At 34.1% G+C, this 13,305-nt stretch carries 9 protein-coding genes; 3 read left to right on the forward strand and 6 right to left on the reverse strand.

The genetic code is table 11. The annotated features are described in order from the left end of the window. Positions 1–142: 142 nt before the first annotated feature. Positions 143–3,133, reverse strand: a complete 2,991-nt coding sequence (locus QLS71_RS05380; protein WP_308991448.1) for a class I tRNA ligase family protein — start codon at positions 3,131–3,133, stop codon at positions 143–145. A gap of 249 nt (positions 3,134–3,382) precedes the next feature. On the opposite strand from QLS71_RS05380, the gene QLS71_RS05385 reads away from it, so the two are divergent. Continuing rightward, positions 3,383–4,333, forward strand: a complete 951-nt coding sequence (locus QLS71_RS05385; RefSeq protein WP_308991449.1) for a DMT family transporter — start codon at positions 3,383–3,385, stop codon at positions 4,331–4,333. A 34-nt stretch (positions 4,334–4,367) separates the two neighbouring features. On the opposite strand, the gene QLS71_RS05390 is transcribed toward QLS71_RS05385, so the two are convergent. Continuing rightward, positions 4,368–4,940, reverse strand: a complete 573-nt coding sequence (locus QLS71_RS05390) for a porin family protein (protein ID WP_308991450.1) — start codon at positions 4,938–4,940, stop codon at positions 4,368–4,370. 205 nt (positions 4,941–5,145) lie between these two features. Here QLS71_RS05390 and QLS71_RS05395 point away from each other — a divergent pair, with 205 nt between their 5' ends. After that, positions 5,146–6,024 (forward strand): permease-like cell division protein FtsX, encoded by an 879-nt coding sequence (locus QLS71_RS05395; protein WP_308991451.1) that lies wholly within the window; start codon positions 5,146–5,148, stop codon positions 6,022–6,024. A gap of 195 nt (positions 6,025–6,219) precedes the next feature. Further along, positions 6,220–6,474, forward strand: coding sequence for a DUF3098 domain-containing protein (locus tag QLS71_RS05400; RefSeq protein ID WP_308991452.1), 255 nt, complete (start codon positions 6,220–6,222; stop codon positions 6,472–6,474). Here QLS71_RS05400 and QLS71_RS05405 read toward each other — a convergent pair whose 3' ends face one another. The 4 genes from QLS71_RS05405 to QLS71_RS05420 form a co-directional block, all read right to left on the reverse strand. Further along, positions 6,475–7,602 carry a glycerate kinase gene (locus QLS71_RS05405; protein WP_308991453.1) on the reverse strand — a complete coding sequence of 376 codons (1,128 nt, stop codon included), beginning with the start codon at positions 7,600–7,602 and terminating at the stop codon, positions 6,475–6,477. A 16-nt stretch (positions 7,603–7,618) separates the two neighbouring features. After that, positions 7,619–9,265 (reverse strand): sodium/solute symporter, encoded by a 1,647-nt coding sequence (locus QLS71_RS05410; protein WP_308991454.1) that lies wholly within the window; start codon positions 9,263–9,265, stop codon positions 7,619–7,621. Between the two features lie 19 nt (positions 9,266–9,284). Further along, positions 9,285–10,592 carry a trehalase family glycosidase gene (locus QLS71_RS05415; protein ID WP_308991455.1) on the reverse strand — a complete coding sequence of 436 codons (1,308 nt, stop codon included), beginning with the start codon at positions 10,590–10,592 and terminating at the stop codon, positions 9,285–9,287. Positions 10,593–10,662: 70 nt separating this feature from the next. Then, positions 10,663–13,296 (reverse strand): TonB-dependent receptor, encoded by a 2,634-nt coding sequence (locus tag QLS71_RS05420; protein WP_308991456.1) that lies wholly within the window; start codon positions 13,294–13,296, stop codon positions 10,663–10,665. Between the last annotated feature and the right edge of the window lie 9 nt (positions 13,297–13,305).

A 13,305-nucleotide genomic window follows, 5' to 3' on the forward strand; every position in this document is an offset into this window, starting at 1 on the left:
CCATTTAGTGTGATTTTTTGTTAAAAAGCTAAAGCTAATTATTTGTTATGTCGAAATGAGGTACGATTGAGACATCACATAATGAATTAAATGATTCTTGTTATGTGATGTCTCCTATCGTCTACATGACTAGTCGCTAACGCTAGCCTACAATATTTACAATTTTACCTGGCACGATAATCACTTTTTTCGGGGTTCTACCTGCCAATTGTTCTTGAGTTTTTTCGTGTGCCATCACTACTTTTTCAATATCATCTTTACTCATATCTAGTGGCAATTCTAGAGTAAAACGCATTTTTCCGTTGAAAGAAATAGGATAGTTTTTACTGCTTTCTACCAAATGACTGGCATCAAATTTCGGAAATGGCGCTGTGGAAATGGATTCGTTATGTCCTAATTGACTCCATAGTTCTTCAGCGATATGTGGCGCATACGGTGATAACAATACCAATAAGGGTTCTAAAATTTCTTTAGAGGTGCATTTTTGAGCTGTTAATTCATTCACCGCAATCATAAAAGTTGACACCGACGTATTGAAAGAGAAATTCTCTATATCTTCCTGTACTTTTTTGATGGTTTTATGAAGTGTTTTTAAAGCCTCCCCTAACCCCTCCGAAGGAGGAGAACTCGTTACGTAAAAAGTTTCATTTTCTCCTTGGTGGTATAATCTCCATAATTTTTTAAGGAAACCGTGTACACCTGTAATACCAGCGGTATTCCAAGGTTTGTATTGCTCTAAGGGGCCTAAAAACATTTCGTAAAGACGCAAACTGTCTGCACCGTAATCAACACAAATTTGGTCTGGATTGACTACGTTGTATTTGGATTTGGACATTTTTTCGACATCTCGTCCTACTTTGTAAACACCATTATCACCATCGATAATTTCTCCTTTTTCACCTATAAATATAGCATCTTTATATTCAGGTCTCCATTTTTTAAATCCTTCAACATCTAACTCATCGGAAGAATTCACTAAAGATACATCTGCATGCATCAAAGCTATATCCATATCATAATCAATATAAGGCAAATAAGATTTTTCACTTTCCTTATGAATCTCTTCTAATTTGGTATGAACTAAACTAACATCGTCCTTATACATTTTGTAATATGATTCCGAAATAAATAAATTAGGAAATCTATTTGACCCAAAAAACTTATAAACAAAAGCACTAGTCCCCAAAATCATCCCTTGGTTAATCAGTTTTTTAGCAAACTCATCAACGGGTACTTCTCCTTTATCGAATAAGAATTTTTGCCAAAAACGTGAGTACAATAAATGTCCCGTGGCATGCTCGCTGCCTCCAATGTATAAATCGACGTCTTTCCAATAATTAAGCGCTTCTTTACTAGCAAATTCTTCTGTGTTTGTAGAATCCATATAGCGGTTAAAATACCAAGAACTTCCTGCCCAACCTGGCATCGTATTTAACTCTAAAGGATGAATGGTTGTGTTGTTTATTTTATCGTTTGAAACTACTTCATTCGTATTGGTGTCCCAAGCCCAAACGGTGGCGTTACCTAATGGTGGTTCACCGGTTTCGGTTGGTAAATATTTTTCAACTTCTGGCAAACGTATTGGTAAATGTTTCGCATCAATCATTTGTGGCATGCCATTTACATAATACACTGGGAATGGTTCACCCCAATAACGTTGACGACTAAAAACAGCATCGCGCAAACGGTAATTGGTTTTCCCTTCACCTTGACCTAATTTCTCTAAAGCTTCAATGACTTTTTTAGTGGCTTCTTTGTATGATAAACCATTTAAAAAATCACTGTTCCCAATTGTCACATTATCTTTTGAAGCATAGGCTTCTTTAGAAATATCAACCCCTTCAAAAATATTTGGAATGGGGATATTGAAATGCTTTGCAAAATCGTAATCGCGTTGGTCGCCACACGGAACGGACATCACCGCACCTGTTCCGTAACCTGCTAAAACAAAATCGCCAATCCAAACTGGAATAGGCTGTTTAGTAAACGGATGTTGGGCATAGGCGCCTGTAAAAACTCCTGAAATGGTTTTTACATCGGCCATTCTATCACGTTCGCTACGCTTCGCGGTTGCTGAAATATAGGCTTCCACTTGGTCTTTTTGTGCTGGGGTTGTTATATGAGAAACTAACTCGTGTTCTGGAGCAAGGGTCATAAAAGACACTCCAAAAATAGTATCGGGTCTTGTAGTAAATACATCAATAATGTGAGATGCTTCGACAAGCTCAGCATGACTTCCGTTTTCATTATTGGCTAAAACCTTGAATGATACAGCAGCTCCAACCGATTTCCCAATCCAGTTACGCTGACTTTCCTTTAAAGAATCTGTCCAATCTATTTTATTTAACCCTTGAAGTAAACGCTCAGCATACGCCGAAATACGCATACTCCATTGTGTCATTTTCTTTCTCATAACAGTGTGACCTCCACGTTCGGAAACACCATTTACAATTTCATCATTAGCCAACACCGTTCCTAATGCAGGACACCAGTTTACTTCGGTTTCTGCTAAATAAGTTAATCTATATTGTAATAATATTTGTTGTTGTTTTTTGGAATCAAAGGCATTCCAATCTTCAGCAGAAAACATTTCAACATTATCATCACAAACGGCTTCCACTGCTAAATTTCCTTCTTTTTCAAATACATCCACTAATTCGGAAATGGCAAAAGCTTTATCGGTATGTTTGCAATACCAAGATTCAAACAATTGAATAAAAATCCACTGTGTCCATTTATAATAACTTGGGTCGGAGGTACGAACTTCACGAGACCAATCGAATGAAAAACCAATTTGATCTAATTGACGTCTGTAAGTTTTTATGTTTTCAGCTGTAGTTATTGCAGGATGTTGCCCCGTTTGAATCGCATATTGTTCAGCTGGCAAACCAAAGCTATCATACCCTTGTGGATGCAATACATTAAACCCTTGATGACGTTTGTAACGCGCATAAATATCAGACGCGATATAACCCAACGGATGTCCAACGTGTAAGCCTGCACCACTTGGATACGGAAACATGTCTAATACATAAAATTTTGGTTTTTCTGAATTATTCTCAGCTTTAAACGTTTGGTTTTTTGCCCAATAGTCTTGCCACTTTTTCTCGATTTGATTGAAATCGTACGTCATCCTTCTTATTATAAATATTAACATCATTGCTAAGGTTATTGAGATTAAAATATATTTTAATCGAAAATACCTAAGCGGAGCTTACGACTGTGGGAATCTAGTCAATATAACATTATATATTTAACAGGTTCCCACGCTTCGCTCGTAATGACGAATTGGAAAGCGCAAATTTACGCATTCTATAGAAAATTGAAAGCGTTTGCCTCTATATATCATTAAATATAACAGCTATTTAAGGTTTTGTTAGGAATGCAATTTGTAATTTCGCCGCTTAAACATTCTTTTGGTTTGATAAAAAACACTACCAAAGCCCATTTGGCCCTGCTAGGCGCCAACATAATATATGGCGCAAACTACATTATTGCTAAAGGCATCATGCCTAATAAAATTGGCCCCACTGCTTTTGTTTTTATTCGGCTTTCTTGTTGTGTCCTGCTTTTTTGGACTATTAAACTTTTGTTTGTTAAAGAAAAAGTTGAAAAGAAAGATCTATTAATGCTAGCACTTTGTGGTCTTTTTGGTGGTGCCGCCAACCAATTGTTGTTTTTTCATGGGATTAATTTAACATCACCTATTGATGCGTCAATAATCACAACCACCACTCCTGTTATAGTTTTAATTTTTAGTTATCTTATTTTAAAAGAACGTATTACTCAAAATAAACTATTAGGCATCACATTGGGTGCTATTGGTGCTATATTTTTAATTGTATATGGGAATAAAGCGATTGGAACAAGTTCGTTTACGGGAAATTTGTTTGTTCTACTAAATGCTTGTAGTTATGGATTGTACCTTGTTCTGGCAAAAACATTAATGAAAAAATACCACGCCATTACCGTAGTTAGTTGGATATTTTTATTTGGTTTCCTGTATGTATTTCCTTTTGGAGTATCAGATTTTTTAAACACCAATTTTGAAGCCTTTACTACTAGTACTTATTTAACTATTGGTTATGTGGTTTTATTTACCACCTTTTTTGCATACTTATTTAATATTTATGCGCTTAATCATTTAGCGCCTTCTGTAACCAGTAGCTATGTTTATTTACAACCTGTGGTTAGCTTTATTTTGGTTAGTGTATTGGCGTTTGTTTTTATGCAAAGTCAATACGGGCAAGACATTAACTTAATTAAAATATTAAGTTGCTTGCTTGTTGCTGTAGGTGTCTATTTAATTAGCAAACCACAAAAGAATAAATGATAAATCCAATCTTTCTTTATTTAAATTATAGATCTTAAAACTTGTGTCCTATTGAGAGTTGCAATACTCCATTTTTTATGTCTGGATTTTCACTAATAGTTGTTATACCAAAACTGTAGCGCACTTGGGAAAACCATTTCTCACTAATATTAATGCCAATGCCAGTATTTATAGCAAATTCAAAAGTACTAGCATCGGTATCAAATTTTGCGGCATCATCATCATTAAACTTAGCTATATCATTTATTAAAAACCCAAATTGCGGACCAACATCTACACTCAGTTTATCGACTAAGTAAAATTTAGCCATAATTGGAATGATTATATAATCTAATCTAAATTTTACAACATTCTCTTCTTCTACTCCAACCCTAGAATACAATAATTCGGGCTGTAAAGCAAAGAAATCACTTATGCGTGCCTCTGCAATAAATCCTGCATGAACACCTACCAAACTATTTCTATCAATAGGGTTACTTGACCTGTTGCCGTGGAAGGTAGATATATTCACCCCTGCTTTAGCTCCGAAATTAACTGTTTGTGCATGGGTGTTTTTAAAAAATGTACCAATTACTATAACACTTAAAATAAAAATTTTTTTCATCATAATTTATTTATTCTAGTTACATCTTTAAAATATTTTCAACAATTATACCAATTCTAACAAAAATTTAAAACTAATCATTTGCTATATAAAGAACAACAATTTTAATTAAGGTAAGTTATTGTAATAACAGGCTGTATGAATGCTTTAATTAAATTATCCTTTTTACTATATCTTTTACTATTTTTACACCGTTAATCCTATATTTATGAGTTCCTCTTTTGAAAAAGACCAAAAACGCCGACTTATTTCCTCATACTTTTCAGTGGTATTGAGCATTGCTCTCGTCCTATTTTTATTAGGTTTGTTGGGCATGCTGGTTTTAAATGCCAAAAAAGTATCCGACCATTTTAAAGAACAAGTGGTTGTTACTATTTATTTAAAAGACACTGCCAAAGAAGTTGAAATTAAACAACTTGAAAAAAGTTTAGCTATGGCCGATTACGTAAAATCTATTGAATACGTATCGAAAGAAGAGGCTGCCGAATTTTTAAAAGCAGATAACGGTGAAGATTTCATGGATTTTGTAGGTTATAACCCGTTGCAAAACTCTATTGATGTACACTTAAAAGCCGATTTTGTAACCTCTGAACATCTTGAAAAAATATCAGACGAAGCAACCTCCAAAAATTTTGTAGACGAAGTAACTTACGACAATGATTTGGTAAACCTCATGAACGAAAATGTTAAGAAAATAAGTTTCTGGGTATTGGTTATCAGTACCATTTTTACACTAATTGCCGTATTATTGATTAACAGTTCTATAAGACTTGCCGTTTATTCAAAACGATTCACCATAAAAACCATGCAAATGGTGGGGGCTACGAAACAATTTATACGTCGCCCATTTGTTTGGAAAAGTGTTCGCTTAGGTATTATTGGAGCTATATTAGCCCTCATAGGCATGGGTATTGTGTTATATTACATTAATAAAACCTTCCCTGAATTAGGCTTGCTAAGCACCCCTTTTTTAGTTGTTTTGCTTTTTGTTATTATATTTACTTTAGGTGTTACTATTACATGGATAAGTACCCATATTGCCACACAGCGTTTCTTAAATTTAAGAACGGACGAATTATATTATTAGGTTGGGCGTTACCCAAGGGTCGGGTTTTTCGTTGCAAGTCCTCGCTCCCCCGAAGTGTCGGGGTCACTGCGGGCTTTCCACTTCAACCCCTAACGCAAAACTATAACTAATAGCATATATCTAGTAATTTATAATAGCGTTAACGTATAGTTTTTAATTATTTATGTTAATTTGCACCAATACTTTTTAGCAATCATGGGAGAACAAAAACAAAAAGAAGCTTCAAAATCCGTTTTTATATTTGGGAAGAAAAACTATAAATTTATGTTTATAGGTTTAGCTTGTATCGCCTTAGGTTTTATTTTAATGTCTGGTGGTGGTAGCGACGATCCTAATGTTTTTAATCCAGACATCTTTAGTTGGAGACGTATTCGTTTAGCACCCATGCTCGTGCTTTTAGGTTTTGGTATTGAAATTTATGCGATCCTGCTAAACCCAGGTAAAAAGTAATTATCTCTTAATTTTTTGAGTAAACTTAGATGCTATATCTACAAGATATTTATAGCTATTTCGCATTGCATCTTCTAGGTTTTTAGCTTTATTCATGATGGCATCGGTATAATAAACACCAAAATGGCTAGCTTCATCAATAGAAAGTGATACACTTCCACAAAAAGCAGCCACTGGAATATTATATTTTTTAGCAGATGCTATAACGCCATCAATGGTTTTACCTGAAAGTGTTTGAGAATCGAGTTTGCCTTCACCTGTAATAATAAAATCAGCATGTTTAATTTTAGTATCAAAATCCACTAAACCTTTGACTAAGTCAATACCTGATTTCAATTCAGCATTAAAAAAAACCAAAGTTCCCGCTCCCATACCCCCTGCAGCGCCGGCTCCTTTTATATTTTGAACATCTCTATGAAATTGCTTTTTAAAAACAGCTGCTATATTTTTTAGTCCATTATCCAAGTCTTGAACCTCAATTTCAGATGCTCCTTTTTGCGATCCATAAACATAAGCTGCACCATTTTTCCCATACAAAGGATTTGTTACATCACAGGCAACTTTAAAATCAATAGATTTTAAAGCGTCTATAACATCACGGCAATTAATCACTCTAATCTGTGATAAATTTTTTCCTACGGGTTCTAACTCTTTTCCGTTTTCATCTTCAAATTTATAACCTAAAGCGGTAGCCATACCTATACCACAATCGTTTGTAGCACTACCACCAATACCTAAAATAATGGTTTTAGCACCTTTATTTATAGCATCTAAAATAAGTTCTCCCGTTCCTAAAGTCGTGGTGTTAAAACAATTCTGTTCTTCTTTATTTAATAGATACATGCCCGAAGCTTCTGCCATTTCAATAAATGCAGTGCTTGTTTTATCCATGTATAAATAGGAAGCTTCTATTTTTCTAAAAAGCGGATCATTAACTTTTATAGTAATCCGTTTTCCTTTTAAATGGTATTCTAAAATTTCAATAGTACCATCACCTCCATCTGCCAGTGGTAATTTAACAATTTCAACATTTGGTAATATTTTTGTTATGCCTTCTTCAACTGCATTACAAAACTGCAATCCAGTTAAGGATCCTTTAAATTTATCGGGGGCAATAACAATTTTCATTTTAAATGATTTAAAATTAACCGAAAATAATTGGTATAAAATAACTAAATATCAAAATGGCTATAAAAAATACTACCAAAATATAGACCTCTTTAATCATGAAATCTTCTTTTTTAATAGCTACATTGAAATTAGAAATACTTTTCACCTGAACGTGTTTAGTAAAAACGCTTACTACATAAGCCACAACTAATGAAATAACAACACCTGTTACATTAAGCCATATCCAAAAAATATGGATTCCCAAATCTATATTGAACACTTGTTGCATGGTTTTGGACAAAATAAGATTAATAACTACCGCTGAAATAATACCTGCATTCATACCTATATGATTGACTTTTTTTGAAAAGAAGGCTAGAATAAACGTAACCAATACTGGGCCGTAAAACACAGAACTTACAGCGTTTATTATTTCAATAACCGCACTTTTACTACCCCCAAACAGAAATGCACTGGCTATACAAACAACACCCCAAAACACTACAGATGCTTTTGAAATAAACATATATTTTTTATTAGACAACTTGACTTTTCCTCTGTTAAAAAAGTCTTCAACGGTTACAGCAGATAAAGAATTTACAGTTGAGCTTAACGATGACATGGCTGCTGAAAGAATACCAACCATTAAAATACCAATAAGTCCATGAGGTAAATATTTCATGATAAAAACGGGTAACATTAAATCTATTTTCATACCTGTTTTAGCAAACTCTTCAGGAAAATATTTTTGGGTAGTTAAGGCAATTTCATTTAAAAAATCGGGAGCTACAGTTACTAACCCTCCAATAATTAACCCCATTGTACAGTAAATTAAAACAACAGGAAAACGCAACAATCCGTTCGCTAATAACAATTGGCGAATGGTTTTTTCATTTTTAGCAGATAACATCCGTTGTGCTTGAGTTTGGTCGCACCCATAATAGGAAGCATATAGAAATAACCCACCCAAAAGCATGGGCAATATGCCGTATTCATTCCCTTCACCAATTCCTAAATTATAGTCTATAACTTTTAATCGTTCCGAATCAAAACCTTGTGGTAACCCTCCATGTTCTTGCAACAAATTCCACCCATAATACAAGCAAATAATTAACCCTGCAAAAAGAATAATCATTTGAAAGGCATCTCCCCAAACAACCGCTTTCATACCACCTTGCCAAGAATAAACAATGGTTATAACAGAAATAATTAAAATGGTGTAAACAAAATCAATATCTAAAACCGCTTGCAAAATAATAGCAATGGCATATACCATAACGCCTGTTGCCAAAGCACGACTTATTTGAAACACAATACTTAAAATTAGTCGGGTAGAAGCGCTAAAACGTTTTTCAACAAACTCATAAATACTTACTACACCCGATTTAAATAATGGTGGAATAATTACAATCATTATAAAAATCATCGCTAACGGAACAGCAAACTCGAAGGTGAGCCATTTCATACCGCCACCTAATTTTAGTCCCACAAAGGCAGGTGCCGATATAAAACTGATTGCCGATAATTGCGTAGCCATAGTTGAAAGGCTCAACGGAAACCAACTCATACTTTTTCCTCCTAAAAAGTAATCTTTGGAATCTTTGTTTTCTTTAAAGAAAAATCCCATCCCTAAAAAGAAAGCGATGTAAAGAATAACGATACTATAATCTAGCCAATTCATGTTTATACGTGTTAGTTAATTAGTTGTCTTGCAACAGGTCTATTAATAATGCAGCACTCCATGAAAAATCATTGCCACCATACCCTGCAGTGCCGTTTTTGTATACTTCTTTTCGTGAATCGAAATACTCATAAAAACCTGCTTTTTCAATAATTTCAATAGTATCGGCTTTTACCCGTTTTGCAATATCCAAATACCCATAATTTTTTAAACCATAATAAAGAATCCAGTTTAAATTTACCCAAACAGGCCCTCTCCAATATTTTTTTGGATTAAAACGTTCACTTGTCGGATCAAAAGACGCGCATAAATATTGATTATCATTTCCGAATTTTTCCATCATAACGTTTACCAATGATACCGCTTGTTCTTTATTAGGAATGTTTGCAAACAAAGGTGAAAATGAGGACGATGAGATATACCTTAATGGTTTTTCATTTCTTAAATCATAATGAACATAAACACCTAACTCTTTATCAAACAGTTTGTCATTAAAACTTTTAATGGCTTTACCTTGCCAGTTTTGAAGCTGACTTATTTTATCGTCATGACCTCCAATAAGTTGGTATAAATCTATTAAACTTTGATTGGATTTAATAAGCATCGAATTGAAAAGCGGATCTTGTACTAAAAAAGGCGATAATTCTGCTATTTTAGCATCCTTATAATGATGCTCTTTTGCAATATCGATGATGTATAAATAATGGTCGTACTCTCTATTAGATGGTCGTTGTGATGCATCAACATGAGTGGTATCTCTACGTTCAAATGTATATTTTGGCGGATTCATAGTTTGCCAAATATCATCCCAAATAGGAGAATTATCAGTACCCGATTCCCAATTATGGTATATATAGGCAAGCCCTTCGTTTTTTGGATCTCTGTTGTTATAGAAATATTCATGATTAAAATAAACTTTATCAATCACGCTTTCTATAAACTTTAATGTTGCTTTTTTATCGGTACTTATTCTATACATATCTTGCAATACAAATCCAGTAACAGGAGGCTGTGTCATTCCTGTAGATTTGTGTTTTTTAGAAGACTGTGAACTTAAATCTGAACGATGAAAATCGGGTCCTGGAAAATACGTATCCGTATCTGTATGAAATATGATATGCGGTAGAAACCCATTGTTCCATTGAGAATCCAATAAGGTTTCAATTTCTTTTTCGGCTTTTGGCATATCAAAATGTGCAAAACCTATGGCTATGAAACCTGAATCCCAAAACCATTGAAACGGATATAAATTGGCGCACGGCACACTAAAACCATCTTTCCAATTGTTATTTAATACCTCTATAGCTTTATTTTGTAAATCTTTCATATTATATCTTTAAAAAAACCCACTACCTACCCCCTAAATAGCCAGTAATGGGTTAACAACCTAAATAAACTTAAAAATTAAATGTAGCGTTCAAAAACACTCGGGTTGGCAAAATAGGACGACCAACAAAATATTCTTCTTCTGTTTGGCTATTGTTAAGTCTTGGAGACCCTTCAGTAATACCTTCGGAATTAAATAAATTATATACTTGTGCACCTAAACGCACTTTTTCTCCATTTTCGCCAACAGGGAACGTATATCCACAATTCATATTAACAATACTTAAAGCATCTAACTCAATACTATTCGAATCGTTGGTGAATTTTTTACCTGTGTAATTGTATACAATATTTGCATCAAACGCAGAATTGTCGTAATCCAATCCGAAGGTTCCTAATACTTTTGGCTGTCTACCTAACTCATTACCTTCAAACGCTGGGTTGCTTTCTGATTTTGCAATCTCATGAGCTTGATAAGTAAATGATCCTTGAAAGGCGAAGTTTTCAATAAATTTATATTTCCACGTAGTTTCTAAACCTACAGTTTTTGTATCCTGAATATCAACTTCTTCAACAAAACCTCCTCCTGGAGCGTTAATAAATGTTACATTTCTACGATCTTTTAATGCTACACCATAGAGTGCTGCTGTACCAGAAAAACTACCTTGGCCGTATTTAACACCTGCTTCAAACTGATTGATTTTTTCAGTATCATATTCATTTGGATTTCCTAATCCATCAAATTTCACGCTTCTAAGCTCTGGAAAAAAGTAGCCTCTTGAAAAGTTTCCATATAAACTTAATGCATCACTCATTTTATAAAGAGCAGCTACAGCTACTGCAAAATCATCTGCAGATACATGACCTCTAGTCCATTTCCCATTACCCCATCTTACATTATCTAAATTAGCAATACCTGTATCATCAACTAAATAAGACTGTGAGCCTTCGCTTTCAATATCGCCAGACGCTTTTTCATAACGTACACCAAAATCTAAATTCCAGCGATCTAACTTAATCTCATCTGTTAAGAATAAAGCAATTTTATTACTACTTATATTTTTATTTCCATATCCTGTACCTCTATTTGTAACTCCATTTATAGAATAGCCTGAAACCTCAACTAAACCTGGATTATTATTATATTCACTTAAATAATTAGTTGTTACGTTAAAATCGCCTGCTTCAGATCTGGACATAAACGTACCTAAAGTAAATGTGTGTTGATTGGACGTTTTAGTCATTTTAATATCGGCCACTAATTCTTGTAATGGTCTATTTCTATCTAAAATTCTATTTTCAAACAATAAGGCATCAGCTGGTAATGCTTGGCCATTTAGAGAAGTAAAAGTCCCTAAAGCCAACCCTCTTGCTGCCAAATATTCAGATTGTGTTTCCACAACAGCCGCAGGAGTACCATTCGGATTTTCAAGGGTTTTCGTTCTTTCGTCAATCACGCCGCTACCATCTAAAAATAAGTTAAATTGGTGTTTGTATTTTGAGTATCTTAATTTAGCGTCCAATTTTAAATCATCAGTGAAATTGTGTTTAAAATTGGTTAAAAAATAGCCTCCTTTAGTTACAACACCATCTTCTATGGGAGATGAATACACCCCATTTGGGGTTTTATAAGAAATATCGGAAGCTGCCGAAGTTTGTAAAGTATAAATTTTTTCTCCATCATTTCCATTAGGACGATCTCTAGTCCCTCCTTTTAATGGATAAGGTAAAAAGAATTGTACATTATCATCAATAAATTGACCAGAAAAAGTTATTGAGCCATTCTTAGTTACTTGTTTTATATTACCTCGCAACTGAAAACCTTCTGTTGGTAATCCTGATTTAACAGGACCATCATCATATCTGTAAAAACCAGACAGTGCATAAAACGTATTTGAGTTTTCACCTCCCAATGGACCACTTGTTAAAAATTCACCTTTATATCTTGAATTTGAAGCTACTTCAGTTCTAATAATATTTTTTTGTTGTGCACTTCCAGTAACACTTGTATAGTTTATAATACCTGCAACCGAACCCACTCCATATAATATAGAAGAACCTCCACGAACAAACTCTAAACTTTTAATACCTAAATCGTTTCTAAAATAAACATCATGTGCCGATGAGTTAAGACCAAACGTACTCAACACAGGCATCCCATCTATTTGTAATGGATTAAATTGATATTGTCCACCAGAAGGCATCCCTCTTACAAAAATGTTTGAGGCAACTTCACCCCCGCCACCTTCAGCAGTAATACCAGGAACACTCATCAAAATATCCGCTTGACTACTGGTATTCGTTCTCGATAATTCTTTAGCTCCAAATGACGTTATAGAAAGTGGCGTTTCTTTTTGGGAACGCGTTGAAGATGTAGCTGTTAAAACAACTTCATCTAATGTATTTCCTCCTTCTTGCAAAACAACTTGCACCGTAATTTTTGCACCGGTAAGTAGTATCGTTTTTTGAAAAGTACTGTAACCTAAATAAGATACTTGTATTTTTTGATCACCAGTTAAATCTGAAGTAAAATTAAAATTTCCATCAAAATCAGTTGTTGCACCAGATGTACTTCCAATAATTAAAACATTAGCACCTAAAACAGGCACTCCTGAGTTGTCTTTTACAGTACCTGTAATTTCAGTTTGCGCAAGCATTGCAGAAATGCTAAACAAACACAATAAAGTAAAAATGATTTTTTTCATTATATTTAG

This window comes from Mariniflexile litorale, from assembly GCF_031128465.2.
GTDB lineage: Bacteria > Bacteroidota > Bacteroidia > Flavobacteriales > Flavobacteriaceae > Mariniflexile > Mariniflexile litorale.

What these genes read in the sequence shown, in the direction of transcription:
- QLS71_RS05405 (WP_308991453.1), bottom strand. Translation starts at nt 7,602, where the DNA reads ATGAAAATTGTTATTGCCCCCGATAAATTTAAAGGATCCTTAACTGGA.
- QLS71_RS05410 (WP_308991454.1), bottom strand. Translation starts at nt 9,265, where the DNA reads ATGAATTGGCTAGATTATAGTATCGTTATTCTTTACATCGCTTTCTTT.
- QLS71_RS05420 (WP_308991456.1), bottom strand. Translation starts at nt 13,296, where the DNA reads ATGAAAAAAATCATTTTTACTTTATTGTGTTTGTTTAGCATTTCTGCA.
- QLS71_RS05380 (WP_308991448.1), bottom strand. Translation starts at nt 3,133, where the DNA reads ATGACGTACGATTTCAATCAAATCGAGAAAAAGTGGCAAGACTATTGG.
- QLS71_RS05415 (WP_308991455.1), bottom strand. Translation starts at nt 10,592, where the DNA reads ATGAAAGATTTACAAAATAAAGCTATAGAGGTATTAAATAACAATTGG.
- QLS71_RS05390 (WP_308991450.1), bottom strand. Translation starts at nt 4,940, where the DNA reads ATGATGAAAAAAATTTTTATTTTAAGTGTTATAGTAATTGGTACATTT.
- QLS71_RS05400 (WP_308991452.1), top strand. Translation starts at nt 6,220, where the DNA reads ATGGGAGAACAAAAACAAAAAGAAGCTTCAAAATCCGTTTTTATATTT.
- QLS71_RS05395 (WP_308991451.1), top strand. Translation starts at nt 5,146, where the DNA reads ATGAGTTCCTCTTTTGAAAAAGACCAAAAACGCCGACTTATTTCCTCA.
- QLS71_RS05385 (WP_308991449.1), top strand. Translation starts at nt 3,383, where the DNA reads ATGCAATTTGTAATTTCGCCGCTTAAACATTCTTTTGGTTTGATAAAA.